The organism is Pseudomonas sp. BN414 (genome assembly GCF_029871275.1).
GTDB lineage: Bacteria > Pseudomonadota > Gammaproteobacteria > Pseudomonadales > Pseudomonadaceae > Metapseudomonas > Metapseudomonas resinovorans_C.
Window position 1 is genome coordinate 154,072 of the sequence record NZ_SSOL01000074.1, and the last position, 26,564, is coordinate 180,635.

Annotated in this window: 23 protein-coding genes and 1 riboswitch; of the genes, 10 read left to right on the forward strand and 13 right to left on the reverse strand. The window is 64.4% G+C overall.

The annotated features are described in order from the left end of the window. The first annotated feature begins 45 nt into the window (after positions 1-45). A complete protein-coding gene (locus E8E95_RS22150; RefSeq protein WP_280353921.1) occupies positions 46-906 on the forward strand; it encodes a hypothetical protein in 861 nt (286 codons plus the stop codon). Here E8E95_RS22150 and E8E95_RS22155 read toward each other — a convergent pair. The 4 genes from E8E95_RS22155 to E8E95_RS22170 all read right to left on the reverse strand — a co-directional run bounded on the left by E8E95_RS22155 (position 895) and on the right by E8E95_RS22170 (position 9,077). After that, on the reverse strand, positions 895-3,618 hold the full coding sequence (locus E8E95_RS22155; RefSeq protein ID WP_280353923.1) for a LuxR C-terminal-related transcriptional regulator: 2,724 nt from the start codon (positions 3,616-3,618) through the stop codon (positions 895-897). The genes E8E95_RS22150 and E8E95_RS22155 overlap by 12 nt on opposite strands. A 151-nt stretch (positions 3,619-3,769) precedes the next feature. Then, the gene (locus E8E95_RS22160; protein WP_280353924.1) at positions 3,770-5,137 is read right to left on the reverse strand and encodes a DUF1329 domain-containing protein; all 1,368 of its coding nucleotides are present in this window, start codon (positions 5,135-5,137) and stop codon (positions 3,770-3,772) included. A gap of 31 nt (positions 5,138-5,168) precedes the next feature. Continuing rightward, positions 5,169-7,121, reverse strand: a complete 1,953-nt coding sequence (locus E8E95_RS22165; protein ID WP_280353925.1) for a DUF1302 domain-containing protein — start codon at positions 7,119-7,121, stop codon at positions 5,169-5,171. 273 nt (positions 7,122-7,394) lie between these two features. Beyond that, complete coding sequence (locus E8E95_RS22170) at positions 7,395-9,077, reverse strand: fatty acid--CoA ligase (protein WP_280353926.1); 1,683 nt, start codon at positions 9,075-9,077, stop codon at positions 7,395-7,397. Positions 9,078-9,256: 179 nt separating this feature from the next. Between E8E95_RS22170 and E8E95_RS22175 the strand changes: the two genes are divergently transcribed. Beyond that, on the forward strand, positions 9,257-10,432 hold the full coding sequence (locus E8E95_RS22175) for an acetyl-CoA C-acyltransferase (RefSeq protein WP_280353928.1): 1,176 nt from the start codon (positions 9,257-9,259) through the stop codon (positions 10,430-10,432). Between the two features lie 132 nt (positions 10,433-10,564). On the opposite strand, the gene E8E95_RS22180 is transcribed toward E8E95_RS22175, so the two are convergent. Further along, a complete protein-coding gene (locus E8E95_RS22180) occupies positions 10,565-11,749 on the reverse strand; it encodes an MFS transporter (RefSeq protein ID WP_280353930.1) in 1,185 nt (394 codons plus the stop codon). A gap of 83 nt (positions 11,750-11,832) precedes the next feature. Between E8E95_RS22180 and E8E95_RS22185 the strand changes: the two genes are divergently transcribed. Then, complete coding sequence (locus E8E95_RS22185; RefSeq protein ID WP_280353932.1) at positions 11,833-12,615, forward strand: helix-turn-helix transcriptional regulator; 783 nt, start codon at positions 11,833-11,835, stop codon at positions 12,613-12,615. 123 nt (positions 12,616-12,738) lie between these two features. Here E8E95_RS22185 and E8E95_RS22190 read toward each other — a convergent pair whose 3' ends face one another. After that, positions 12,739-13,368 (reverse strand): LysE family transporter, encoded by a 630-nt coding sequence (locus E8E95_RS22190; RefSeq protein WP_280353934.1) that lies wholly within the window; start codon positions 13,366-13,368, stop codon positions 12,739-12,741. A gap of 82 nt (positions 13,369-13,450) precedes the next feature. On the opposite strand from E8E95_RS22190, the gene E8E95_RS22195 reads away from it, so the two are divergent. From E8E95_RS22195 to E8E95_RS22215, 5 genes are all read left to right on the forward strand, one after another. Further along, positions 13,451-14,413 carry a 2-hydroxyacid dehydrogenase gene (locus E8E95_RS22195; RefSeq protein WP_280353935.1) on the forward strand — a complete coding sequence of 321 codons (963 nt, stop codon included), beginning with the start codon at positions 13,451-13,453 and terminating at the stop codon, positions 14,411-14,413. 51 nt (positions 14,414-14,464) lie between these two features. Beyond that, a complete protein-coding gene (locus E8E95_RS22200) occupies positions 14,465-15,463 on the forward strand; it encodes a class I SAM-dependent methyltransferase (protein WP_280353936.1) in 999 nt (332 codons plus the stop codon). Positions 15,464-15,562: 99 nt separating this feature from the next. After that, a complete protein-coding gene (locus E8E95_RS22205) occupies positions 15,563-17,029 on the forward strand; it encodes an amino acid permease (RefSeq protein WP_280354025.1) in 1,467 nt (488 codons plus the stop codon). 48 nt (positions 17,030-17,077) lie between these two features. Beyond that, positions 17,078-17,234: riboswitch (yybP-ykoY riboswitch) on the forward strand. Positions 17,235-17,291: 57 nt separating this feature from the next. Continuing rightward, positions 17,292-17,873: a TMEM165/GDT1 family protein gene (locus E8E95_RS22210; protein ID WP_280354027.1), complete on the forward strand. Its 582-nt coding sequence runs from the start codon at positions 17,292-17,294 to the stop codon at positions 17,871-17,873. Positions 17,874-18,070: 197 nt separating this feature from the next. Then, a complete protein-coding gene (locus E8E95_RS22215) occupies positions 18,071-18,514 on the forward strand; it encodes a ketosteroid isomerase-related protein (protein WP_280353937.1) in 444 nt (147 codons plus the stop codon). Here E8E95_RS22215 and E8E95_RS22220 read toward each other — a convergent pair whose 3' ends face one another. Both E8E95_RS22220 and E8E95_RS22225 read right to left on the reverse strand, forming a co-directional pair. Next, positions 18,515-19,498 carry an NAD-dependent epimerase/dehydratase family protein gene (locus E8E95_RS22220; protein WP_280353939.1) on the reverse strand — a complete coding sequence of 328 codons (984 nt, stop codon included), beginning with the start codon at positions 19,496-19,498 and terminating at the stop codon, positions 18,515-18,517. A gap of 114 nt (positions 19,499-19,612) precedes the next feature. Then, entirely contained in the window at positions 19,613-20,431 is an 819-nt protein-coding gene (locus E8E95_RS22225; RefSeq protein WP_280353940.1) for a M48 family metallopeptidase, read from the reverse strand. A 172-nt stretch (positions 20,432-20,603) separates the two neighbouring features. Between E8E95_RS22225 and E8E95_RS22230 the strand changes: the two genes are divergently transcribed. Next, positions 20,604-22,739 carry a methyl-accepting chemotaxis protein gene (locus tag E8E95_RS22230; protein WP_280353941.1) on the forward strand — a complete coding sequence of 712 codons (2,136 nt, stop codon included), beginning with the start codon at positions 20,604-20,606 and terminating at the stop codon, positions 22,737-22,739. A 114-nt stretch (positions 22,740-22,853) separates the two neighbouring features. On the opposite strand, the gene E8E95_RS22235 is transcribed toward E8E95_RS22230, so the two are convergent. The 3 genes from E8E95_RS22235 to E8E95_RS22245 are packed head-to-tail and all read right to left on the reverse strand — an operon-like array spanning position 22,854 to position 23,936. Beyond that, positions 22,854-23,468, reverse strand: a complete 615-nt coding sequence (locus tag E8E95_RS22235; RefSeq protein ID WP_280353943.1) for an SOS response-associated peptidase — start codon at positions 23,466-23,468, stop codon at positions 22,854-22,856. 25 nt (positions 23,469-23,493) lie between these two features. Beyond that, positions 23,494-23,754: a DUF2007 domain-containing protein gene (locus E8E95_RS22240; protein WP_280353945.1), complete on the reverse strand. Its 261-nt coding sequence runs from the start codon at positions 23,752-23,754 to the stop codon at positions 23,494-23,496. Next, complete coding sequence (locus E8E95_RS22245; RefSeq protein WP_028629947.1) at positions 23,754-23,936, reverse strand: CPXCG motif-containing cysteine-rich protein; 183 nt, start codon at positions 23,934-23,936, stop codon at positions 23,754-23,756. Before E8E95_RS22245 ends, E8E95_RS22240 begins: the two co-directional genes overlap by 1 nt. A gap of 104 nt (positions 23,937-24,040) precedes the next feature. On the opposite strand from E8E95_RS22245, the gene E8E95_RS22250 reads away from it, so the two are divergent. Continuing rightward, entirely contained in the window at positions 24,041-25,204 is a 1,164-nt protein-coding gene (locus tag E8E95_RS22250) for a 1-acyl-sn-glycerol-3-phosphate acyltransferase (protein WP_280353947.1), read from the forward strand. Between the two features lie 205 nt (positions 25,205-25,409). Here E8E95_RS22250 and E8E95_RS22255 read toward each other — a convergent pair whose 3' ends face one another. Together E8E95_RS22255 and E8E95_RS22260 are read right to left on the reverse strand one after the other, a co-directional pair. After that, the gene (locus E8E95_RS22255; protein WP_280353949.1) at positions 25,410-25,688 is read right to left on the reverse strand and encodes a hypothetical protein; all 279 of its coding nucleotides are present in this window, start codon (positions 25,686-25,688) and stop codon (positions 25,410-25,412) included. A gap of 221 nt (positions 25,689-25,909) precedes the next feature. Further along, the gene (locus E8E95_RS22260) at positions 25,910-26,494 is read right to left on the reverse strand and encodes a YajG family lipoprotein (protein WP_280353951.1); all 585 of its coding nucleotides are present in this window, start codon (positions 26,492-26,494) and stop codon (positions 25,910-25,912) included. Positions 26,495-26,564: the final 70 nt, after the last annotated feature.

The following is a 26,564-nucleotide window of genomic DNA, read 5'->3' on the forward strand; positions in this document are numbered from 1 at the left end:
CTCGCTACTCTTGGCCGGCCCTTCCCCGCAGGATTGTCCAGATCGATGACGCTATCACGCCCCCTGCTCTGGCCGCTGGCCATCCTTTTGCTGGTTTTCGCCCTGCGCGCACCGGCCGCCGAGCTGTTCTACCTGGGGCAGAAGATCCCGGACATCCAGCGCCCCTGGTCCAGCGCCGACTACCACCAGTTGATCCAGGCCCTGCAGAAAATCGACACCACCCAGGTCAACGCCCTGCCGCGGCGCAGCGGCGAGTTCACCGGCCCCATTTACACGCGCATGGTCAGTGAGGCGAATTTCAAGCCGCAGTTGAACATCTACGCGCCGCTGGAATTGAGGCAGAACGAGGCGCGCGTGGTGCTCTTCCAGCTCAAGGAGCTGATGCGCCTGTACTTCGACTTCAAGGCCGCGCAGCAGCCCTACGGTGCTGAGGCGCTGGGTCTGATGACCTATTCGCTGCGCCAGCAGGCCATCCTCTTCACCCTTACGGTGGAGTTCTGGATGACGCTTTCCGAGAAGGAACAGACCAGCCAGATTCGCCTTCAGGGCCTGCAGGAAACCAAGGCCGCTGCCGCCATGCTGACGTCCAGCGCTCTGGACTACCTGGGCCTGACCCGCCAGTTCAATCGTGAGGACCTGGTGCTCTACAGCGCCGAACTGGCCAAGCAATTGCCGGAGCTGTTCGTGCACTTGCCGGCGGATGTGCGCGGGCAACTGCTGGCGCGAGTGGCCGAGTTGGCGGAGAAGCATCGATACGACGAGGTGCGCGCAAACATGGCCGACCTGCTGCCGGTGCTGGTCAGCATCCAGCAGGACGTGGATGCCCAGTTGGCCAGGCCCGTTCCGACAAAGCCGGCTGGCCCGGCACTTGACCTCTCGGTGCCCCCGGCGGCCTCAGCGCAGTAGACCGAGCGCCTTGGCCCGGGCCACCGCCTGGGTACGGCGCTCCACGCCAAGCTTGCTGTTGATGTGGCGGGCGTGGCTTTTCACCGTATGCAGGGAGATGAACAGGCGCTCGCTGATTTCCTGGTTGGAGCAGCCCTGGGCGATCAGCTGCAGCACCGCCAGCTCCCGCGAACTCAATGCCTCGGCGGCACCGGCATCCACCGGCAGCGCAACTTCGGCGCCCGGCAACAGGTCGAGCAACTGCCGCACTGTGTCCGGCGAGCGGGTCGCCAGTTGCTCGCGCAACCACTGCGGATGCTGTTCCAGCAATTCCCGATAAGGCAGCAGGGCACCGCTTTCCAGTGTTTCGAGGGCACGATCGAGCAAGGCGACCGCTTCGCGCTCGCGACTTGAACGCAGCAGGCTCACCAGTTGCAGCCTCGCCCCTAGCGCCACATGCATGATTCCCTGGCTTTCCGCCTTCTCCAGCAACGCCCGGAGCCGTGCCTCGGCTTCGGCAGCCTTGCCTTGCGCCCGGGACAACGCAGCCGATTGCTGCTCGATGCAGAGCGGTAGCAACGGGTGGAACTCCGGCGCCGCGGCCGCCTGTTCGCCCGCATAGGTTTCTTCGAGGCGCGGCAGCCAGGCTTCCGCCAGCTCGAGCTGCCCCTGCGCCAGCCAGAGCTCGCATTTGGACAGGGTGATCATGGCCAGGTAGTAAACCGGCGGGACGTCCCAGATGTGCATCAGCCGCTCGGCCTCGGCCAGTTGCGCGAACGCGGCGGCGAAACGCCCCTCGCGCCCTTCGAGAGCGGCAAGGGCGCAGTGCCCGATCAACAGGCTGATATCGCGGCAGGCACGGGCTTCGGCAATGCCCGACTGCAGGCTGACGCGTGCCGCCTGATGTTCCATGCGCATGCACAGCAGGAAGCCCTGGTAGAGCATCAGCCGTGCCCTGGCTACGCAGGCCCGGGGGACGTCCACGCCGCGCAGGCGCTCCAGGCCTTTCTGCACTTCGGCCTGGGCACGCAGCGTTTCACCCCGCACCTGCAGGACACGGGCACGGTCGTAATGGACCAGCGACTCGAACAACGGATTGGCGCCGCGCTGGGCCATTTCCAGCGCTTCGCGATTGAGGCCGCGGGCGCGCCAGAGGTCGCCACGCACCAGGGCGATGTTGCCCAGCAGGGACAGGCAGAGATGGCGCTGTCCGTAGTTTTCCGGCGACAACGCGGTCAGGGCTTCGGTGCAGGAATTCTCCGCGCGCCCGATGTCGCCACGGCCACGGGCGATCAGCCCATTGATTGCCTGCCATTGCACCAGCAGGCTGCGTTGTTGCGCGGGGTCCGGTGCGGGCAGGAAGCGCGCCAGATTGCCGGCCAGTTCTTCCGCTGCATCCAGCTGGCAGGCCAGGCCCAGGGCCAGGCTGTAGAGCACGATCAGGCGCGGCGTGCTGGACAGCAGGCTGTCAGGCAAGTCCATCTTCCAGCGCAGCAGCATGGCGATGTTCTGGTTGGCCAGCAGCTGTTCCTCGGACAGGTTCTGCACCAGCGAGGCCGCCACATCGGGCTGGCCGGCGCGCAAGGCCTGTTCCACGGCCTCATCCAGCAGCCCGCGTGCGCTGAACCAGCGGCAGGCGCGCAAGTGCATGCCGGAAGGCGCCAGGCTCGGGGTTCCGCGAGCACGCAACAAGTCGGAAAACAGGTGGTGGTAGCGGAACCATTGGCCCTGCTCATCCAGCGGCACCAGGAACACCTGGTGGGCCTGCAGGTGGCGAAGGATCGAGGCGCTGTCGTGGCTTTCACGCACGGCATCGCAGAGTTCCGCGCAGAAGCGCTCGAAGCGGGCAGTCTCGAAGAGGAAGCCCTGCACCTCGGGCGGTTGGCGCTCGATGACTTCCTCCAGCAGGTATTCGCGGATCAGGCTTTCATCGCCGTGGGCGGCTTGCTCGGCACCGGCAACGGCCGGCGCTTCCTGGCCGGCCAGCAGCCACAAGCGCAGCCCCGCGACCCAGCCTTCACTGCGCTGCAGCAGGCCTTCGAGGTCGTCGCCGTCCAGCTTGGCGCCCTGGCTGGTCAGCAGCGCCAGGCATTCCTCCTCGGTGAGGCGCAGGTCCTGTTCGTTGAGTTCCAGCAGGTGACGCGACAGACGCAAGCGAGCCAGGTGCCAGTCCGGGCGCTGGCGACTGGTGACCAGCAGTACCCAGCCATCGGGCAGGTGGTTGAGGAGGAATTGCAGGCAGCGGTCGAGCACTGCGTTCTGCGCCAGGTGATAGTCGTCCAGCACCAGCAGCAGCGGCTGGTTGGCATCCAGGCGCTCGGCGACTTCGTCGAGCAGGCCATCCAGCCATTGCTCGAAGGCGAAGGGCTGGTGGCGCTGGCGCATCTTCAGATGCCCCATGGCCTCGTCACCGAGGCCCGGATAGAACTGGCGCAGGCCATCCAGCAGGCGTTCGAGGAAACGCCCCGGATCGCTGTCGCGCCGACTCAGGCTGAGCCAGAGGCTTTGCCAGCCTTCGGGCAGGTCTTCGCAGAACTCGATGGCCAGGGAGCTTTTGCCGAAGCCGGCCGGGGCGCTGAGCATCAGCAGGCGGCCGTCGAGGCCGGCGGCAAGACGCTCGCAGAGGCGCGGACGCGGGACATGGCCGGCAGGACGCGGCGGGCGGAAAAAGCGCGCGTCCGCCACGATGGCAGCGGTCGACGAAATGGAGCGCGAACTGGTCAGTACGGTCATCACCCAGCTTCTAGGACTGTTGTACGTGCGGGGGAGCGAGCTCGAACGAGCCTAGCTGTTCGGGGAAGCCAATAGAAGCCCCACCGGGAAGGAAGTACAGACAAGAAAAAGCCGGCCCGGAGGCCGGCTTCGCAACAGGGTGTTGCCGTGATCAGCGAACGCCCGCCTGGCGCAGGGCCGCCGGGGTGTAATCGCTTTCGCCAGCGGTGTAGCTGAAGTCGTAGGACTGCTTCTCCTCGTTCTTCATGCCCAGCGCCAGGTAGCGGCCGGACAGCAGGTCGTAGAGGCTTTCCAGCGTGTACCACGGCACCTGGTGGTTGTAGTAGTACTGGGAATGGGCCTCAGCCACGCGCCACAGGGTGCCGCGACCGTCGTAATGGTCGATGGCGGCGGCCTGCCAGGTGTCTTCGTCGATGTAGAAGTCACGCTTGGCGTAGATGTGGCGCTCGCCCGGCTTCAGGGTGGCCACTACATGCCATACGCGGTGCAGCTCGTAGCGGGTCAGGTCCTGGTTGATGTGGCCGGCCTTGATGATGTCGGCGTACTTCAGGTTCGGGCCATCCAGCTTGTAGCTGTTGTAGGGGATGTAGATCTCCTTCTTGCCTTCCAGCTTCCAGTCGTAGCGGTCCGGCGCACCGTTGTACATGTCGAAGTTGTCGGACGTACGCAGACCGTCGGCGGCGGTACCCGGACCGTCGTAGGACACCTGCGGGGCGCGACGCACGCGACGCTGACCGGCGTTGTAGAGCCAGGCCAGGCGCGGCTCCTTCACCTGGTTGAGGGTCTCGTGCACCAGCAGCACGTTACCGGCCAGGCGGGACGGAGCCGTCACACGCTGTTTGAAGTAGAACAGCACGTTGCTCGGCTTGCTGGCGTCGTAGTCCTTCAGCTTGTCGCGGAAGGTGAACTCGTCCTGGAAGTACACCAGGCTGTAGGAGCCATTCGGCTGCGGTGTGGCCTGGGTCACCAGACGACGCACGCTGCCGCCGCGATAGCGGGTGATGTGGTTCCAGATCGCTTCCAGGCCATTCTTCGGAATCGGGAAGGGGTTGGCAGTGCGGAAGTCTTCCAGGCCGTTGCCGCCTTCCACCAGCTTGGTGTGGGTGGCGTTGTACTGGGTGGCCTCGAGCACGTCGGCCGGAACGGTGGCCGAACGGTGGGTCTTGAACACCGGCATCTTGTAGGTGTCGGGGTAGCGCTTGAACATCGCCAGCTGGCCGGGGGTCAGCTTGTCCTTGTACTGGTCGACGTTCTGCGCGGTGATGGTGAACAGCGCCTGCTCACCGGCGAAGGGGTCCGACAGGAAACCACGACCATCGGCGTTGCCGGCATTCTTCGGCAGGCCGCCGGTCCACTCGGGGATGGAACCGTCGGCGTTGCCGGCCTTTTCCGCGCCCAGCGGGGTCAGCGTGGACCCCAGCTTGGCCGCCTCATCGGCGGATACCGCAGCCATGACACCAGTGGCCAGCATGGACAGCGCCAGAACGCCGGTTTGCAGCAGACTCTTTGTTGTTTTCATTTTCATCGTCTTCCTCAAATTTCCAGACCGCTTAGAAGTTCACGCCGAAGCTGAGCGCGAGGAAATCGCGATCGATCGAGGTGTTGTACGTGCCGCCGAAGAAGTCGGTGTAGGCAAGGCTAGCGGTGTAGGTGTTCTGGTATTCGGCATCCAGGCCCAGGCTCACGGCCTTGTTGCCTTCGTTGAACACGCCGTTCGGGCCGTAGCCGTCCACGTCATGGGACCAGGCGATGCTGGGCTTCAGGTTGATACCGGCGAACACGTCGTTGTAGTCCCACACGGCACGGGCACGGTAGCCCCACGCGGTCGTGGTGACGAAACCGTCGTCCTCGCAGTACTTGGTGAGGTTTTCGGCAGTGGGGCTACCCAGGGTGCTCAGGTTGAGCGCACGGCACTGACCAGCCGGAAGCGGGCCGGGGCCATACACCGGATCACGGCCATAGCGAGCCTCGGTCGTGTGCTCCAGTCCACCCACGTGAACGACACCGACTTCGCCCACCAGGGTCAGACGGCTGGCGCCCATGACCTGGTCGAAGAAGTGAGTGAAGGTGGTCTGGAACTGGGTGACTTCCTTGCGGCGATAGCCGGGCTGGTCGGTGTTCGGTTGACCGGACAGTACCGACACGTTGGGGTTCAGCGGGCTCAGGCCGGAGAACAGGATGTCGGTGGTGTTCAGCTGTACCGGCAGGTTGGGACGGTAGCTGACCTCACCGCTCCAGGCGGTACCGGTGGGCAGGGTGGTGGAGAAGCTCAGGCCATAGAGGCGGATGTCTTCCGGGTACTCGACGTAGTACTCGCTGTTGCCGGCAACGACCAGCGGCAGCAGTTGCGGTACCAGGGCATTGACCGTGCCCGGAATCGCGGCACCCGGAATGGTACCGACGAGCGCGCCGCCGAGCGCCTGGCCCAGTGCAGTCGGAGAGTAGGCAGCAGCCGGTCCGCCACGACCGCTGAAGTACGGGTTGCGGCTGTGGTAGTTCATGAAGTACAGGCCGAACTCGGTATCCAGTTCCTCGGCGAAGTAGCGGAAGGCGGTACCCCATTGACCGTCATCGCGGGCATCGCGGTCCGGACCACGCTTGACGATGGCGCCCTCGTCCGGGTTACCCCACTGCACGCCACGGGCTTGCAGGGTGTTGATGACGTTGTTGCGCGCGGCGGCCGGCAGACCGGCAGCTTGCAGGGCATTGCGCAGGCCTTGCTGGGTACGCAGCACCGCCAGGTTCTGGTCGCAGCCGTCGGCGATCACGTCCGGCTGGGCGAAGAAGGTGCCGCAGTTGTCGACGACAGTCTGGTCCCACTCGAGCTGGTAGAAGGCCTCGGCGGACAGGTTGTCGGTCAGGCTCTGGGACACATAGAACATGTTCACCGGGATCAGGCCTTCCTTGATCTCGGCGCCGGGGCGACGGAATGCGGACACGTCGACCGGGTTGATGGAGTTGATGCTGTTACCGATGAAGGTGCTTTCACCCCAGCTCACCACCTGCTTGCCCAGACGCACGCTGCCCGGCAGATCGGCGATGTTGTAGTTGTGGTAGACGAAGGCGTCGAGCAGTTCGGCGCCGGAAGACTTGGCGCCTTCCTTGCGGTTGCTGTCGTCGATGTCCTTGAAGAGACGGCTCTCGTCCTTCAGCTCGAAGTCGTACCAGTACTTGCCACGAACGAAGACGCCGGTATCGCCGTATTTCAGTTCGAGGTCATGGATGCCCTTGAAGATCTTCGAGAAGGTCTCGCCCTTCTTGAAGTTCAGGTGGGAGTCGTCGGAGGTCTGGGATAGACCGTCCCCACCGTTGTTCACGCCGATCAGGTCCTTGTCGGCCCCCCGCATCGACCAGCTGGCCCCCACGGACAGCGAAGAGTCGAACTGACCTTCGATTTCACCGATGTTGAACGTCACGCCGAATGCCGGAGCTGCAAGCGTGGAAGCGAGGCTGACGGCCAATGGCAATTTCGCCAGGCGCCAGAACGTTGTGGTTGTTGTCATCGACGCTACTCCATGTGTTTTTTGTTATTGATGGTTGCGGACTATAGCCAGCGGGTATTAGCGCTTGATCCCTCGAAAGTGTGATTTGGAACCCCCAGGCACTCTGGCTCGCACCTTCCGACGGACTAGTCCGATCCTTCGGTAGGAAAGATAGCCAGTAATTGTCGGAACGCAGCAATTAACAAGCCAAGCGTTTGCTTGGTTGGCGGGGCAGAAAAAAGCCCAGGCCGCGCAAGGCGCGGCCTGGGCTACTCAGGGATGGGAGACGAACGGTCAGAGTGCGGAGAGGAAAGTGCTTCCGGCAGCCTGCCATTGGGCGATGTCGACACGAATGCGTTTCTTGTCCAGTTTGCCCACGCTGGTCTTGGGAATTTCAGTAACAACGGCGATCTGGCTGGGAATAGCCCACTTATTGATGTGACCTTGCTCAACAAACGGCTTGAGGTGCTCCTTCAGAACCTTGGCGTCGAGGGTCTGATTGTCACGAACCACCACGAGGGCGAACGGACGTTCACCCCACTGCGGATCGGGTACGCCCACCACGGCCACTTCACGTACCGCTGGGTGACGACTGATCAGGTCTTCCAGTTCCAGGGAAGAGATCCACTCGCCGCCGGTCTTGATCACGTCCTTGATGCGGTCGCGGATATCGATGTAGCCCATGCCGTCCAGCGTGGCCACGTCGCCGGTGTGCAGCCAGCCGTGTTCCCAGAGCTCCTCGCTCTTCTGTGCTTCGTTGAAATAGCCGTAGGTCAGCCAGGGCGCACGCAGCACCAGCTCGCCCTGGGATTCGCCGTCCACCGGCTGGAAATGGCCCTCGGCATCCATGATGGCCGCCTCGACCAGCGGGACCGGCACACCAGCCTTGATGCGGTAGGTGATGCGCTCATCCTCGCTGCCGGCCAGCAATTCTTCGTTGAGGTGCGCCACCGAGATCAGCGGGCAGGTCTCGGACATGCCGTAGGCGGCGGTGAGCTGGATGCCACGGGACTTCGCGGTTTCGTACAGGGTGCGATTCAGCGCGCTGCCGCCGATGATCATCTTCAAGCCGCCGAAGTCGTATCCCTGGGCGGTGGGCGCGTTCATCACCATTTGCAGGATGGTCGGCACGCAGTGGGAGAAGGTGACCTTCTCTTCGCGGATCAGCTTGCAGAGCATGTCCGGCTCGTAACGGCCGGGATAGACCTGCTTCACCCCAAGCATGGTGGCCACGTAGGGCACGCCCCAGGCATGCACGTGGAACATCGGCGTGATGGGCATGTAGACGTCATCGGTGCCCATCAGGCGGATGCTGTCCAGCGCGCCGATGGTGGAGGCCATGGACAGGGTGTGCAGCACCAACTGGCGATGGGTGAAGTAGACGCCCTTGGGATTGCCGGTGGTGCCGGTGGTGTAGAAGGTGGTGGCGACCGAGTTTTCATCGAAGTCGGGGAAGTCGTACTTCGGGCTCGCGGCGGCCAGCAGGGTCTCGTACTCGCCCACCAGGTTCGGCAGGTCGGCGTCGTGGTCGCTGCCGTCGGTGAGCAGCAGGGTCTTTTCCACGGTAGTCAGCTGGCTGCCGATGGCCTTGAAGATCGGCAGGAACTCGCTGTTGACCAGCACGAAGCGGTCGTCGGCGTGGTTCATGGTGTAGAGGATCTGGTCCGGCGAGAGGCGAATATTGATGGTGTGCAGCACCGCGCCAATCATCGGGATGGCGAACATGCATTCCAGGTAGCGATGGCTGTCCCAATCCATCACCGCCACGGTATCGCCGGCTTTCACACCGGCCTCGGTGAGCACGTTGGCCAGGCGTGCGACGCGCTCGTTGAAGGTCGCGTAGCTGTAGCGGATACGGTCGCGGTAGACGATCTCGCGGGTCTTCTCGTAGCGGCTGCCGGACATCAGCAGGCGCTTGATCAGCAGGGGATAGACGTAGGCGTTTTCGGCGGGCTTGATGACGCGGGTCTGAAGCATGAGGCACACCTGGCGAGGTTGAGGACTTTTTGGTTGTTCTCGACTTTAGGTCGCATCGGCCAGCCGCAAATCAGTCAAAAGAGTGATTTGATGGGTGACTCTTTTTAGCTTTCTGGTCACGAGATAGAATTCGAGGCTCCGGCCGGTCGCGGCCAGTTATCCAGATAGGTAGGTTCGAGATGTCCGATATCGTTATCGTCAGTGGCGCCCGTACTCCCATGGGCGGCTTCCAGGGCAGCCTGTCCGGCGTTTCCGCCGTGGACCTTGGAGCGCTGGCCATACGCGAGGCCGTCAGCCGCGCCGGCATCCAGCCGGCCGACGTGCAGGAAGTGATCATGGGCAACGTACTGCCCGCCGGCCTCAAGCAGGGCCCGGCCCGCCAGGCGGCGCTGAACGCCGGCCTGCCCGCCGCCACCGGTTGCACCACCATCAACAAGCTGTGCGGCTCCGGCATGAAGGCCGTGATGCTGGCCCACGACCTGCTCAAGGCCGGCAGCAACTCCGTGATGGTGGCCGGCGGCATGGAAAGCATGTCCAACGCCCCCTATGTGCTGGAAAAGGCCCGCACCGGCCTGCGCATGGGCCACGGCGAAATCAAGGACCACATGTTCCTCGATGGCCTGGAAGATGCCCGCACCGGTCGCCTGATGGGGTCCTTCGCCCAGGAAACTTCCGACAAGTACGGCGTCACCCGTGAAGAGATGGACGCCTATGCCATCGAATCCCTCAAGCGCGCCCAGGCGGCCATTGCCGATGGCTCCCTGGCAGCCGAAATCGTTCCGGTAACCGTCACCACCCGTAAGGGTGAGGTCGTGGTCAAGGACGACGAGCAACCGCTGACCGCCAACCTGGACAAGATCCCCGGCCTGAAGCCGGCGTTCCGCAAGGACGGCACCATCACCGCAGCCAACGCCAGCTCCATTTCCGATGGCGCCAGCGCACTGGTCCTGATGACTGCCGAAGAAGCTGAACGCCGTGGCCTCAAGCCGCTGGCCAAGATCGTCGGCCACGCGACCCAGAGCCAGGACCCGGCCGAGTTCACCCTCGCCCCCATCGGCGCCATGACCAACCTGTTCAAGAAGACCGGCTGGAACAAGGACGACGTGGACCTGTTCGAGATCAACGAAGCCTTCGCCATGGTCACCATGCTGGCCATGCGCGAACACGGCCTGGACCACGCCAAGGTCAACGTCTACGGCGGCGCCTGCGCCCAGGGCCACCCGGTGGGCTCCACCGGCTCGCGCATCATCATCACCCTGATCAACGCCCTGCGTAACAAAGGCGGCAAGCGCGGCATCGCCTCGCTGTGCATCGGCGGCGGTGAAGCAACTGCGGTGGCGATCGAGCTGCTGTAAGCACCGATCCGGCAACACAGAAAGGGCGCGGTCGATACCGCGCCCTTTTTCATGGCGGAGCGTAGGGTGGGCCGGGCGGCGCTCCGCTTCAGCCCACCACCCCCTGCGTGGGCTGAAGCCCACCCTACACCTCTAAGCCGCCACGACCTTCGGCACATGCGCCGGCGTTCTTGGAAACACCAGTGCTGCTGCGAAGGTCAGTGCCGCGAATCCAACCAGCACCAGGTACAACCCGGTCAGGCCCTGCCTCGGCTCGATAAAGGCGATCATCGGGATTGCCGCCGCACTGGCGCCAAAGGAAACGAAGTAGCGCAGCGCGAACACCCGCGCCTGCCACTGCTGCGCGACGAAGTTGGCCACCATCGAATCGTTCACCGTCACCTGGCCGAACACCACGAACATGAAGGCCGCGCCCAGCAGGATCACCACCCAGCCGTCAGCCCAGGCCATTGCCAGCAACAGCGGTGCCTGGCAGAACGTCAGCAGGACGAAGGGCACTTTCAGGCTGACATGGTCTATTACCCGGCCGATCAGCAGCTGCGCGATGGCGCCGAAGGCATAGGCCAGGCTGACCACCAGGCCAAGGGTTTCCGGTGCAGCGAAGAGGTCATGCAGACGCTCCTGGAACAGCTTGGGATAGGTCACGGTGGACGCGTTGAACACCACGCCACCCGTGGCAGTGACCAGAGCCAGCACGCCAAATACCAGCGGCATCGACACGCGCATGCCGCTTCCCATGCGCTTGGCTCCAGCGGCGACGACCGGCGGGGCTTCATCCTTCACGCACCAGGCGAACCAGCAGCCGAGCAGGATGGCCACAGCGCCCGGCAGGATGAATGCCACGCGCCAGCCGAAGCGCGCCGTAAGAAAGCCGGTCAGCAACGCCGCAAAGGCCACGCCCAGATTGCCCCACATGCCGTTGACGCCGATTTCCCGTCCGCGATTCTCCGCATGGGCCACCAGCATCGCTGTGCCCACCGGGTGGTAGATGGCGGCGAATACCCCGACCAGGGTGAGGCCCGCCACCAGGACGGGGACCGACGTGCTCAGGCCGGTGAAGATGGCGGCGGCGCCAATCCCCAGGAAGAACAGCAGCATCATTTGCCGCCGGCTCCAGCGATCACCCAGCCATCCGGCAGGTAGCGAACACGCACCGAAAGCGATAAAGCCCCCGAGCGACAGGCCGATCAGCTCGCCGTAGGCAAGACCGAAGTCACGCCCCATGCCGAGCACGGCAGCCGGGAAGATGAGCATGAACATGTGGTCGATCACATGGGCGGCGTTGATGAAGCGGATAACGGTGCGGGGGCGATTCATGACGGCGACGTTCTTATGGGAGGAAGGGTCATGCTAGGTTGTCCACAACGAAGCAACCGGCCATAGAAGTCATCAAATCGGACATGCTGATCAGACTCCACCAACAAGGCCGCCTGAGCGCAGTCGCGCGCGACTATCAGGACGGTGCCCATGTCGAACTTCACCGCCATGACGAAGCGCAATTCCTCTACGCCGCACGCGGCCTGATGCGCCTGGTCACCGCGGCCGGCGCCTGGGTGATACCGCCGACCCAGGCGGTGTGGATTCCGCCGGGCGTGGAGCACCAGATCTTCATGGCCGGGCAGGTGCAGATGCGCACCCTGTTCATCGATGCCGGTGCAGCCCCCGCCTCCCTAGATGGTTGCTGCGTGCTGGCCGTCTCACCGCTGCTGCGGGAACTGATCCTGCGCGCCGTTCAACTGGAGGCGATGGACGCCGACGAACACAGGCTCCTGGTGCAACGGCTGGTCCTCCACGAAATCGCCGCCCTGGAGCACATGCCCTTGCACCTGCCAGTGCCGGAGGACCGGCGCCTGCGCGCCATCTGCCTGGCACTGCTGAAGGCGCCGGAACAGGACCGCACGCTGGAAGACTGGGGGCTGGAAGTCGGCGCCAGCAGCCGCACCCTGGCCCGGCTGTTCGCCCGAGAGCTGGGCATGAGCTTCAACGACTGGCGCCAGCAGCTGCGGCTGACCGAGGCACTGCCCCGCCTGTTGTCAGGCCAGAGCGTGCAGAAAGTGGCCGTCGATCTGGGTTACGGCAGCGGCCGGGCCTTCAGCGCCATGTTCCGGCGCCTGCTGGGCAAGAATCCGAGGGAGTACATGGCCAGCCTGGGGCAGCTGGCCACGTTGGAGAAGGTGACCTGACTTGTAGGAGCGAGGGGGACGCCGAGTTCTTGCTCGCGAACCGTCCGAGCACGATCTTTCGCGAGCAAGCTCGCTCCTACAGAAAAGAAGCACCTGTAGGGCCGAAGGTCCGCCCAAAACGGTTCACTTGAGTTCGGTAAACGCCAGCTTCACGCCCAACCCCACCAGCACCGCCCCCATCAGCCGGTCGAACCAGTGCCCCATGCGAGCAAAGCCGGCGCGCACCCGGCGCTGGCTGAACAGCAGCGCCACGAGGCTGAACCAGGCTGCGGTGGCGAAGGCCAGGTAGACGCCGTAGCCGGCCTGGATCGCCAGCGGCGTGTGTGGGTTGATGACCACGGTGAACAGCGACAGGAAGAACAGCGTCGCCTTGGGATTCAGGCCATTGGTGACGAAGCCGGTGACGAAGGCTCCGCGCGGGCTGCGTTCGCCGGCCATGAGCGCGGCCTCGGCAGCAACGGGGTCAGCCGGCTTGGCCCGCAAGGCCTTGATGCCGATGTACAGCAGGTAGGCCGCTGCCGCCCACTTCAGCGCGTTGAACAGCATGATCGACTGGGACACGATCAGGCCGATGCCCAGCAGCGAATAGGCCACATGCACGAAGATGCCGGTGCCTACCCCCAGCGCGGTCCAGGTACCGGCGCGGCGCCCGTGGGCCACGCTCTCGCGTACCACGATGGCGAAGTCCGGTCCGGGGCTGGCCACAGCCAGCAAGTGGATCAGGGCGACGGTGAGGAATTCCGTCCAGTACATGCGACCTCCGATGGATGTAACAAGCTTTGGTAGGCTGGCAACCTTACGCCTTCCCACGGACTCGCAAAAGGTACAGCCCCGCATGAACAGCAGCCGCGCCGTCTTCCTCGATCACGCCTCCCTCGACCTCGGCGACCTCGACCTGGCTCCGCTGCGGCAGGCCTTCGGTCAACTGGAGCTGCACGCGCAGACTGCTACTGATGAAGTCGCCGAACGCTTGCGAGGCGCCCAGGTGGCGATCAGCAACAAGGTCCGTATCGATGCCGCCGCCATGGCCGCCAATCCGGACCTCAAGCTGATCTTGGTGGCCGCCACCGGCACCAACAACATCGACCTCGATGCGGCACGCGCCCATGGCATCACGGTCTGCAACTGCCAGGCCTACGGCACGCCCTCGGTGGCCCAGCACACCCTGGCGCTGTTGCTGGCCCTGACCACCAGCCTGCCGGACTACCAGGCGGCCGTGCGCGCTGGTCGCTGGCAGCAGTCCAGCCAGTTCTGCCTCCTGGATTTCCCGATATTCGAGCTGGAGGGCAAGACCCTCGGCCTGCTCGGCCACGGTGAACTGGGTGGCGCGGTGGCACGGCTCGCGGAGGCCTTCGGCATGCGCGTGCTGCTTGGCCAGCTACCGGGCCGCCCGCCTCGCGCCGACCGCCTGCCCCTGCACGAACTCTTGCCCCAGGTGGACGCCCTGACCCTGCATTGCCCGCTCAACGAACAGACCCGCGACATGATCGGCGCCGCCGAACTGGCCCTGATGAAGCCGGGTGCGCTGCTGGTGAACACCGCCCGTGGCGGTCTGGTGAACGAAGACGCCCTGGCCGCCGCGCTGCGCAGCGGCCATTTGGGCGGCGCCGCGACGGATGTGCTGACCCAGGAACCGCCTCGGGATGGCAACCCGCTGCTGGCCCCCGATATCCCGCGCCTGATCGTCACCCCGCATAGTGCCTGGGGTAGCCGCGAGGCCCGGCAGCGCATCGTGCAACAGCTTGCGGAGAACGGCGGCGCTTGGCTGAAAGAATCGCCTGTCAGAGTCGTCAGCTAGTTCCTACAACTTCCTGATAAAATTCGCTGCTTTTATCAGGATCTCCTTTAGATGGACCCACGCAGCGAAGTCCTGCTTCGACAGGCCGATCTGTTCCAAGGCGCGGTATTGCTGGCCGGCTTACCCTCCGACGACCTGCTCGGCACCCTGCCGCAGGCCAGCGGCTGGAGCTGGCACGCTGGCGACCAGGCAGCCCTCGAAGCCCGCTTCGCCGGGCGTAGCCATTTCGGCACCACGCCGCCGGAAACCCCGTTCACCGCTGCGGTGCTCTTCCTGCCCAAGTCCCGTGAGCTGGCCGACTACCTGCTGGCCGCGCTTGCGGCCCGCCTGCCCGGCGGCGAGCTCTTCCTGGTCGGCGAGAAACGCGGTGGCATCGAACGCGCGGCCAAACAACTGGCCGCATTTGGCAAGCCGCGCAAGCTGGACAGCGCGCGCCATTGCCAACTCTGGCAAGTGCACATCGAACAGGCCCCCGCCGCCCCCGACCTGGAAACCCTGGCCCAGCACTACTCGCTGGACCTGGCCGACGGCCCGCTGGAAGTGGTCAGCCTGCCCGGCGTGTTCAGCCACGGCCGCCTGGATCGCGGCAGCGCCCTGCTCCTGCAGCAGCTGGAAGGCCTGCCCAATGGCCACCTGCTGGACTTCGGTTGCGGCGCCGGCGTGCTGGGTGCGTGGCTCAAGCGACATTATCCACAGAGCCAACTGACCCTGCTGGACGTGGACGCCTTCGCCGTTGCCAGCAGCCGCCTGACGCTGATCGCCAATGGCCTGGAAGGCGACGTGATCGCCACCGATGGTATCCACGGCGCTCCTGCCGACCTGACGGCGATCATCAGCAACCCGCCGTTTCACCAGGGCGTACATACCGACTACCAGGCCAGCGAGGACCTGCTCCGCGAGGCTCGCAATCACCTGCTCCCCGGTGGCGAACTGCGCATCGTGGCCAACAGCTTCCTCAAATACCCACCGCTTATCGAGTACCATCTCGGCCCCTGCCAGACCCTCGCCGAGGGTGATGGCTTCCGCATCTACCGCGCCCGCCGGGGCTGACCTGGCGGGCCCCGCCCTTTTATCCATACTCAAGCGGCACTCGATAGCCGCCCTCCTCCCGGTTTCGACCGGGGGGACCTGGAGATTTTCGTGACCGATCTGAACACTGCCAGCGCCACCCCCGCCAAGGATGGGCTGCACCGCTCCCTCAAACCCCGCCACCTGAACATGATCGCCATCGGCGGCTCCATCGGCACCGGTCTGTTCGTCGCCTCCGGCGCCACCGTCGCCACCGCCGGCCCGGGTGGCGCCCTGCTGGCCTATGCGCTGATCGGCCTGATGGTCTACTTCCTCATGACCAGCCTCGGCGAGATGGCCGCCCACATACCGGTTTCCGGCTCGTTCAGCACCTACGGCAGTCGGTTCGTCGACGATGGTTTCGGCTTCGCCCTGGGCTGGAACTATTGGTACAACTGGGCGGTGACCATCGCCGCGGAACTGGTGGCGGCACAGCTGATCATGAGTTTCTGGCTGCCGGAGGTATCGGGCCTGTACTGGAGCGCCCTGTTCCTCGGGCTGATGTTCTTGCTCAACTTCGTCTCGGTGAAGGGCTTCGGCGAGAGCGAGTTCTGGTTCGCGCTGATCAAGGTGGTGACGGTCGTGGTGTTCATCGGCGTCGGCCTGGCCACCATCTTCGGCATCATGGGCGGCATCGAATCGCCGGGTTTCAGCAACTTCACCCAAGGTGACGCGCCCTTTGTCGGCGGCCTGCAGGCCATGGTCGGGGTGGCGATGATCGCGGGCTTCTCGTTCCAGGGCACCGAGTTGATCGGCATCGCCGCGGGCGAGTCGGAAAACCCGAAGAAGAACATTCCCATCGCCATCCGCCAGGTGTTCTGGCGCATCCTGATGTTCTACATCCTGGCGATCTTCGTGATCGGCGTGCTGATTCCCTACACCGATCCGAACCTGCTGAAGAACGACGCCAGCGACATCAGTGTGTCGCCCTTCACCCTGCTCTTCGAGCGTGCCGGTTTCGCCGCCGCCGCCAGCGTGATGAACGCGGTGATCCTTACGGCCATCCTCTCCGCCGGCAACTCCGGCATGTATGCGTCCACCCGCATGCTTTACAACCTTGCCCTGCAGGGCAAGGCGCCGAAACTGTTCGCACGCCTGTCGGCCAACGGCGTTCCGCGCAACGCCCTTTACGCCACCACCCTGGTTGGCGCGCTGTGCTTCTTCACCTCCATCGTGGGCGACAGCACCCTGTACACCTGGCTGCTCAACACCTCGGGCATGTGCGGATTCATCGCCTGGCTGGGCATTGCCATCTCCCATTACCGTTTCCGCAAGGGCTACCTGACCCAGGGCGGACGACTGGAAGACCTGCCCTATCGCGCCAAGCTGTTCCCCTTCGGGCCGCTGTTCGCCTTCACCCTGTGCCTGCTGATCACCCTCGGGCAGAACTACCAGGCCTTCTTCGGCGACAAGATCGACTGGGCCGGCCTGGCCGCTACCTACATCAGCCTGCCGCTGTTCCTCGTGATCTGGCTGGGCTATCGCATGAAGAAAGGCAGTCGCCTGGTGCCCTACACAGAGATGGATGTGCGCGGCGGCGACGACTGACCGACCGGCATTTCGTGCTTGCCGGGGCGACCCGGCTTGTGCAAAATGCGCCCCGTCCTAGGGGAGTAGTCTCCCGCGAGCGCCCTGCTCGCCCGGCGTGCGTCAACATACTTGGTCCACAGACCATGGCGCATGCGACCCCGAGCCTGCATAGACAGGCCAGCGGTTTGACAAGACCTATGACACACACAACCTGACCCGGGGTGGGCAGATTGCGTGTGTCATGGTGATTAGTCGACCCGCCCCCGTAGGAACCCTGATGCTGGAATCCCTCTTCGTCCCGACGCTGATCGTTGCCCTCGCCGAAATTGGTGACAAGACTCAGTTGCTCGCGCTTCTGCTCGCCGCCCGCTTCCGCAAACCCTGGCCGATCATCTGGGGCATCGTCGCCGCCACCCTGGCCAACCATTTCGCCGCCGGTGCCGTGGGTTCCTGGGTCGCCAGCTTCTTCTCCGCCGCCACCCTCAGCTGGGTCCTCGCTGCCTCGTTCGCCGCAGTGGCCCTGTGGACCCTGGTGCCGGACAAACTGGATGACGACGAAGAGTCCGGGCTGAAGAAGTACGGCCCCTTCGTCACCACGCTGATCGCCTTCTTCCTTGCTGAAATGGGCGACAAGACCCAGGTCGCGACGGTGATGCTGGCGGCCCAGTACCCGGATTTCATCATGGTGGTGATGGGGACCACCCTCGGCATGCTGATCGCCAACGTGCCGGTGGTGCTGGCCGGCAACTTCGCCGCAGACCGCCTGCCGCTGACCTTGATTCGCCGCCTGGCTGCCGTCGCCTTCGCGGCCCTGGCTGTTTACGCCGTGTACGAAGCGCTGAAGCTCAGCGGAATCATCTGACGCTGCCTGCACGCCTTTTCGTAAGTTGAGCAACGCGATACCCATCAGCCGCGTGGAGTGATGGGTATCGTTCCGCTCACGCTGAGCGCTCCCCGTCACATCCTGCGAAATTGCCACCAACCGGCGGCGTTTCGGCCAATGGCTGGAACGGACGTACTGGTAAAGTGCGCGCTGGATCAGGCGCAGGGGAGCGCATCGTGTCACTGGACGATATGAAGCGGCTGGTTCGCCAGCACATCGAGCTGTCGTGGAACAAGGGTCGCCTGGCCCTGGCCGAGCAACTGCAGAGCAAGGATTTCCTCTACAAGAGCTCCTTCATCGGCCGCCCCTTCAATAGCGCTGCCTACAGCCGAATGGTGGCGAATATCCGCGACGCCATGCCCGACCTGGAAGTGGTAGTGGAAGAGTGCATCGCCGAAGGCAACAAGGTGGTCACCTGGTGCACCCTGATCGGCAGCATCCAGAAGCCCGCCCTGGGCTATCCGCCCAGCGACAAGGTCCTCAGTATCTCGGCCATGGCCTTCTGGACCCTGAACAGCGTGGGTGAAGTGCAGGAGATCTGCACCATGTTCGACATGGAAAGCTTCCGCGCCCAGCTCGGCCTCTCGACCCAGCCCCTGGCCGAGAAAGCCCTCCCCTGACTAGAGATAGCCGTTGGCCCGGAACCACCCGATGGTGCGTTCCAGGGTGACCTCCAGCGGCGTCTCCGCAACGAAGCCCAGTTCATGGCGCGCCTTGCTGCCATCGAGAAACTGCCCACCCGCCATTACGGCGATGGCGGTGTCATCCAGCTTCGGCATTTCGCCAGACAGCCGGTAACGCAAACGCCCGAGCACCGCCATGCCCTTGGCCATCGCCAACGGCATGGGTTGCGGCGGCTGGACCCCGAGCAGGTTGGCGATACGTTCGGTCAGCTCGGCCAGCTCGATGTTCTGCCCGGTGAGCAGGTAGCGCTCGCCTACCCGCCCCTTCTCCAGCGCCAGCAGCAGGCCGCGACCAGCGTCGGCGGCATCCAGCAGGTTGCGCCGGCCGGGTACGTAATGGGTCATCCAGCCTTGCGCCATGGCGGTGATGAGGCGCCCCGTGCTCGGCCCGACGTCGAACTCGCCCAGGCACATGCCAGGAATCCCGATGATCACCGGCAGGCCACTGCGCGCCTGCTCGCGGGCCTGCTCATCGAGCGCCCATTTGCTCAGCAGGTAAGGGTTCTTCCAGCGCGGCATTCCCTCGTAGAACAGTCCTTCGTGGCCAGGCAGGCCTTCGGGATGTCGCGGCAGCGCAATGGCGGCGCCGGTATAGAGAATGCGCGGGACATGGGCGGCGAGGCAGGCCGCGTAGAAATGGTTGGTCTGATCGAGGGCGCTGGAGACTTCCTCCTGCCAGCGACGCGGCCGTTTCGGATAGCCGGCGGCGCAGAAGATCACGCCATCGATACCACTGAGTGCACGCGTGAGGCCGGCATGGTCGAGCAGTTCGGCGGCCCGGCACTCGGGCTCCAGGTACGCCAGGCGTTCGATCCGTGAAGTCGGCCGGTGGATCAGCACCAGTCGGTGCCCGGCGGCCTTCACCGCCCGTGCCGCGTGATGGCCGAGCAGGCCGGTTGCTCCCAGTACGGCGATTTTCACTGCGACTCCTCATCCGCTGGAGATTCGCCACCTCGACGCTTCGAGGTGGCGGCGAGCAGTCTAGAACGCGGGTTGCCGGGATGCCAGCCGGGATCGCCGACAACCCGGATGTTCCTAGCGTTGTCCCTTCGCCTGCTCGTAAAACGGCATCACCTTGGGAATGGCGGCCTGCAGTGACGACATGCGCGAGCCGGACGATGGGTGGGTGCTCATGAACTCCGGCGGCGCTCCACCCCCGGCCTTCTCCATCTTCTGCCAGAGAGTGATGGCGGCGTTCGGGTCGTAGCCGGCGCGCGCGGACAGCTCCAGACCGATCAGGTCGGCCTCGTTCTCGTTGGAACGGCTGTTGGGCAGGGTCATCAGGTATTCCACGCCAGCGTTGGCCATCCCCAGGCCGGCCTGGCCGACACCGAGCACCGAGCCGATCTGATTGGCCATCTGCACGCCATAGGCCTTGGACATGGCTTCGCGGCTGTGTTCACGCAGGGCGTGGGCGATCTCATGGCCCATGACCGCGGCCAGTTCGTCGTCGGTGAGCTGGAGCTTATCGATCAGGCCGCTGAAGACGATGATCTTGCCACCCGGACCGCAGTTGGCGTTTAGCTCTTCACTGTCGATCACGTTGGCTTCCCAGGCCCATTGCGCGGCGTCCGGACGGAACGCGGGCGTCTGGGCGATCAGCCGCTTGGCGATCGCGTCGACACGGCGGGCGTCGCTGCTGTTCTTGTCCAGCACGCCCTTCTGCTGCGCTTCGGTGAGCGTCTGCTGGTAGGACTGGGCGTACATCTGATTCAGCTCGGAGCTCGACAGCATGCTGAACATGTACTGCTTGCGCTCGACGCCGACTGCTCCGCCACTGGTGGTATTGACGGCCTGGCATCCTGCCAGGAGCAGGGCCGCAGTCAGCCCGGACAAGTAAAACAGCTTGGCCATGGTGGCTCTCCATCTCTTTGCGAGGTCGGTAATGCTACGGCTGGCCAGAAAACCCGGCAACCACGTCGTATGTAGACAAGCAGGCGGCGCTTTTATCTGCATCTCCGGCTCAGGAAATTTCACAGTGCGGCCGATATAAGGGACCACGGTGAAATCGCATTCCGGAGCCCACATGAAGTTCAGGTCCATTCAGTTCTCCATCGCAGCCTTGGCAGGAGCCAGTGTGCTGGCGGTGGTCGCAGCCCTGGTGCTCTACGCGCTGTTCTCCGGCGCCCGCACCCAGGAGCTGGTCCAGCAACGCACCCAGACGCTGCTCGAACAGGGCATCAAGGAACGCCTGGTGGCGCTGGCACGCGCCCAGGTCAGCCAGATCCAGCGCGAACTGGAGTATCCCCTCACCGTGGTGAAGGGCCTGGCCAGCACCAACCGCCTGATGGGGCTGACCGGCGCCGACGGGCAACCGGAGTTGGGCCTGGTGCGTGAAGAAATGTCGCAACTGCTGCGCGCCACCGTGACCGACAACCCGAAACTGCTGGATGCCTTCGCCGCCTGGGAGCCCAACGCCTTCGCCGGAAGCGACAGCGAGTATGCCGGGCGCACGGCTGAAGGCTTTAGCCAGGACGGACGCTTTATGCCCTGGTGGTACCGCAAAGCCGACGGCACCCTGACCGTCGAGCCCATGGGCGACACACTGGAAAGCCAGAAAAAATTGGCCACCGGTATCCGCGAAGGCGAGTACTACCTGTGCCCGAAGGAAACACGCCGCCCCTGCATCGTCGACCCGGCGCCCTACGAAATGGGCGGCAAGATGGTCATGATGTCCTCGTTCAACGCGCCGATCCTGGTCGATGGCCAGTTCCGCGGCTCGGTGGGTGCCGACTTGTCGCTGGACTTCATCCAGGACCTGCTGCGCAACGCCGACAGCCAGCTTTACGAGGGTGCAGGCGAACTGGCGCTGATCTCTGCTAACGGCCGCCTGGTAGCCTTCACCAAAGACGCCAGCAAGCTGGGTGAACCGGCCGACACGGCCATTCCGGGCGAGGCGATCAGGCAGCTGACGAACCTGTCCGACGGCAAGCCGGCCTTCAGCACCGATGGCGAGCAGATCCAGCTGCTGATGCCCTTCACCATTGCCGATACTGGCGTGCGCTGGACACTTTTCCTGCAATTGCCGCAGACAGCCGTGTACGGCGACCTCAAGAAGCTCCAGACCGACCTCGTCGCGCAACGCGACGCCGATATCTTCGGCATGACCCTGGTCGGCTTGCTCATCGCGGGCCTCGGCCTGCTGGTGATCTGGTTCGTCGGCTACGGCATCGCCCGTCCGCTGCGCCAGATGGTCGGCATGCTGGATGACATCGCCAAGGGTGACGGCGACCTGACCCAGCGCCTGCACAACAACCGCGCCGACGAGATGGGCGCCATCGCCGGCGGCTTCAACACCTTCCTCGGCAAGCTGCAATCGATGATCAGCCAGGTGGTCACCTCGGTGCAGAAGGTCAGCGACTCTTCCGAGCACACCGCCGACATCGCCATTCGCACCAACCAGGGCGTGCAGAGGCAGCTGGCGGAAATCGAGCTGGTGGCCACTGCTGTCCATGAGATGACCGCCACCGCCCAGGACGTCGCCCGCAATGCCACCCACGCTGCGGAAGCGGCCAGCCACGCCGACCAGGCGGCCAATCACGGCAAGCGCATCGTCCACAGCACCGCCGAAGCCATCTCCGTCCTGGCCACCGAAATCGGTCGCGCCGTGGGTGTGGTGCAGACCCTGGCCAAGGACAGCGAGAACATCAACGCCATCCTGGTCGCCATCCGCGGCATCGCCGAGCAGACCAACCTGCTGGCGCTGAACGCGGCCATCGAGGCGGCGCGGGCGGGCGAGCAGGGTCGCGGCTTCGCGGTGGTAGCCGACGAAGTGCGCAACCTGGCGCAGAAGACCCAGCAGGCCACTGAAGAAATCCAGACGATGATCCAGCAACTGCAGCACGGCACCCGCGAAGTGGTGAAAGTGATGCAGGACAGCCAGGACAAGACCGACACCAGCGTGCAGCACGCCAACGAGGCCGCCCACGCGCTGGAGTCCATCACCCAGGCGGTATCGGTGATCAATGACATGAACACCCAGATCGCCAGCGCCGCCGAGGAACAGAGCGCAGTGGCCGAGGACATCAACCGCAACGTGATCAACATCGGCCAGGTCGCCAACGAAGTCGCCGGCGGCGCCGACGAAGCCTCCCAGGCCAGCGCCGAGCTGACCAAGCTGGCCGAGCAGCAAAGGCGGCTGATCAATCAGTTCAAGGTCTAAGAAAAAAGCCCCTCTCACGAGGGGCTTTTTTTGGCTTGCGAACTGCTCTTGTAGGTTGTGGCTGAGCTCCGCGAAGCCCAACACACAGCTGACCGGGTTTGGTACTGCGAGATGTCAGGCCGGCGTCAGGCACTCCGGCCCATCGAGCTTGGGATTGTTCACCAGGGTCGCCAGGGCGCGTTCGCGCAGCTGCGGGCCCGGTCTGGCCAGCAGTTCCAGCAATTGCATCGGCGTCGAATCGGCGGCCAGCCAGAGACGCTGGCCCTCCTCGTCCAGCACCAGCGGGCGACGTAGGTCGGCGACCGGCTGGGTGACCATCGCCAGGCTGAGATACTCCACATCGCCCACCGGATAGGCCTCCCAGAGTGCAGCGAGGAACAGGGTCCCGCCTTCGGCGCTGACCCAGTAAGGCCGCTTGCGCACGCCGCGCCACTCATAGAAACCGTTGGCCAGGATCAGGCAGCGCCGCGAGCGGAAAGGCTCGCGGAACATCGGCTGGTCGGCCAGGGTTTCGACACGGGCATGCGACGGGGTCTTCGACAGATCGGTGAGCCAGGCCGGCGTCAGGCCCCAGCGGGCCAGGTCGACACGGCGCTGGCCGTCCAGCTCGCGCAGCATCAGCACCCGGCTGCCGGGCGCCAGGTTCCAGTGGGGTTTTTGGTCGGCGGGAAAACCGGGAATGGCGGCCAGAGTGGGCGACCAGCGGAACAGTGCGAAACGTCCAGACATGAGGCGGCCAGTCGGTGTGCGGGCCTCAGCAGAGCAGAGTCCCGGGGTAACTGTCGGGCTCTTCGCCCGGCAAGGGTTGCGCGGCATTGTACGCGGCGATCAGCCCGCTGGCGCGTTCGGCGTCTTCGTCCTCGACCAGCAGGCCGAGCAAGCCGAACATGGGCAACTCGCCGATGCCGCCCAGCAGGTGCGCACCGGCCAGGTGGGCCTCCACGCCCTCGCTCGCGAGCATGCCCAACAGCACTTCGGCTTCGATCATGTCCCTGGGCTCATAGACGCGTCGCATCAGTCATCCTCCCGGCGAACCTCCAGGCTCCAGTCCTGGCCATCGGTCCAGAGCAGGAACAGGATGGGCCGGCAGCACACCGGGCAGTCTTCGATGTACTGCTGGTCGCCACCAGAAAGGTCGAGCACGGCTTCGGCCGGCTCGCCGCAATAGGGGCATTGGTAGTCCTCTGTCTCCAGCATCCCGCCTCCCGTGTGACTTGCCTGTATAATCGCCGGTCTACTTCAGGCTCCGTGCTGCGGGGCCACCACCCAATACCCAGCCGATTCCAGAACAAGAGTGACTAATGGGCGAATTCGAAGCCATCCGACCCTATGACGATGCCGAGGTCCCGGCGGTGCTTGCGCGCCTGTTCGCCGACGACGCTTTCCTCGGTACCCTCACCCGCTATCGTTTTCCGAAACTGGCGGGCCCACTGGGCTGGCTCCTCAAGCCTGTTATAGCTCATCGGCTGCGCCGGGAGTTCGCCAGCATCGATTCAGTGTCCGCACTGCAGGACCGTATCGAGCCTTATGTGGACAACACCATCGAGCGCGCCACCGACGGCGTGACCTACTCGGGCGTCGAGCGCCTGAAGCCGGGCACCGCGTACCTGTTGCTGGCCAACCACCGCGACATCGTCATGGACCCGGCCTTCGTCAACTACGCCGTGTACCACGCCGGGCTGCCTACGCCGCGTATCGCCATCGGTGACAACCTGCTGCAGAAGCCCTTCGTCAGCGACCTGATGCGCCTGAACAAGAGCTTCATCGTGCATCGCAACCTCGCCGGGCGCCGCGAGAAGCTGGCGGCTTTCCAACTGCTGTCGGCGTACATCAATCATTCGATCCAGAAGGATGTCCAATCGATCTGGATCGCCCAGGCCGAGGGCCGCGCCAAAGACGGTGACGACCGTACCGATTCGGCGATCCTCAAGATGTTCCACATGAGCCGCAAGGATGAGGCGTTCGCGGATGTGATTCGCGACCTGCACCTGATCCCGGTCTCCATCAGCTACGAGTACGACCCCTGCGACCAGGCCAAGGCCCGCGAACTGCAGATCCGCGCCAGCACTGGCAGCTACGCCAAGGCTCCGGGGGAAGACGATGCGAGCATTGCGCTGGGCATCACCGGCTACAAAGGTCGCGTGCACATCGCCTTCGGCAGCGAGATCGGCAGCGCCAGCGAAGACGCCAAACAACTGGCCCAGGAAATCGACAAGCAGATTCTCGGCGGTTATCGCCTGTTCCCCGTGCATTACCTGGCCTACGCCATGTGGGGCGAACGCGATCCTGAACTGCGCGTACCGACTGCCGCCGACGTGTTCAAAGGCGACGAACTGGCCCGCGCCAAGGCCGAGTGGCAGAAACGTCTCGACGCCTGCCCCGAGGAACAGCGCCCCTACCTGATCCAGCAGTACGCCACTCCCGTACGCAATCAGTACCGGATCAAGGCAGGACTGCCCCTGTAACGCGGATTCGGAATGCAAAAACGGCGACCCTGGGGTCGCCGTTTTCGTTTCACTGTAAGTACCTGAACCTGCTCACAATCTCGCGAGCTAGAGAAGAACAAGGCGAAATTGGCTGAGGGTGCGGAGTCTACGAGCTGTAAATGAGCAGCCCGAAGCCACTTTCAACGCAGTTATTCCGACGCGCAGCCAGATTGTGGGCAGGTTCTCAGATTTGAGTACTGGCCCAGGACACACCCAAGGCAACCGCCAGGCTGAAATAGCCGAAGGCGTAGAAGAAGCGGTTCAGGCGTCGGGCGCCCTCATCCAGCATCTCGGTGGCTTCGTCCAGATCGCTTTCGGCGGCCAGGCGTGCGATGGAACGCCGCTCCCGCAGGCGAGTAGCCAGCAGCACCCAGGCGCCAGCACCAGCAAAGAACAGGGCCAGGCCATTGACGACCTGTGCGGGGTGGGCCAGGAACATGGCCCAAAGCGCCTGCAGCGACATCTCGAACTCCGCTTCAGGCCGTGCCACCGTGCACTCAACCTGCAAGACAAATATCTGCCCGCCCTGATCCGGGGGGTCTATAGGAAGACGCGAGTTTACCGAAACTGCGGCCTGCCCATTCGCTCCTTCCGACGAATGCCGCCGGACTCGCGGAAGCCCGAACGGCCGGGGCGGCAAGAAAAAGCCCGGCACTTGGCCGGGCTTTTCGAGGCGGGGTGCGCTTACTGCTGCGACAGAACCTGACCGATGGTCGGGTCCTTGAAGGCGCGGGTCATGGCATCGCTCAGCACATCGCTCACCAGCTTGGTGTTGGTCTGCTCGTTCGGTGCGGTGCCGAAGCGCTGGTTCAGCGAGGCACCGTACTTGCCGCTGTAGCGGCGGCTGCTGTTCTGCACGTCGACACGGAAACTGGCACTGATGTTGGCCTCGGTGACATAGGTCTCCTTGGGCGACTGGTACTTCAGGTCAGCCAGGGTCAGGGTCAATTGCGGGGCGTTATAGGCGTTCGGCGACGGGGTGAAGCCCAGCAAACGCACAGCGGCCTCGGCCTCGGCTTGCAGGCGCGGCAGGATGTCCTGGCCCTGCACGCTGATGGCGCTGGTATCGGCATAGATGCCGCCACGGGTGCCGAGGACCGGAGAAGGACGGCCGTCAGCGACGCGCACCACCACCGGCTGGCCTTGGCCAACCGGAGTCAGCGGGCCGGTGAGCTTGGGTTGCGGGCTGAGTTGTTGCGGGCTGAGGGCACAGCCGACCAGGGTCAGGCTGAGGGCGGCCAGCAGGCCAAGCAACGGGCGTTTCAGCATGCTTTTATCTCTCCAGGAATGAAGGCAAAACGGCCGGCAGTATAACCACCCAGCCGAGGTACTGACAGAG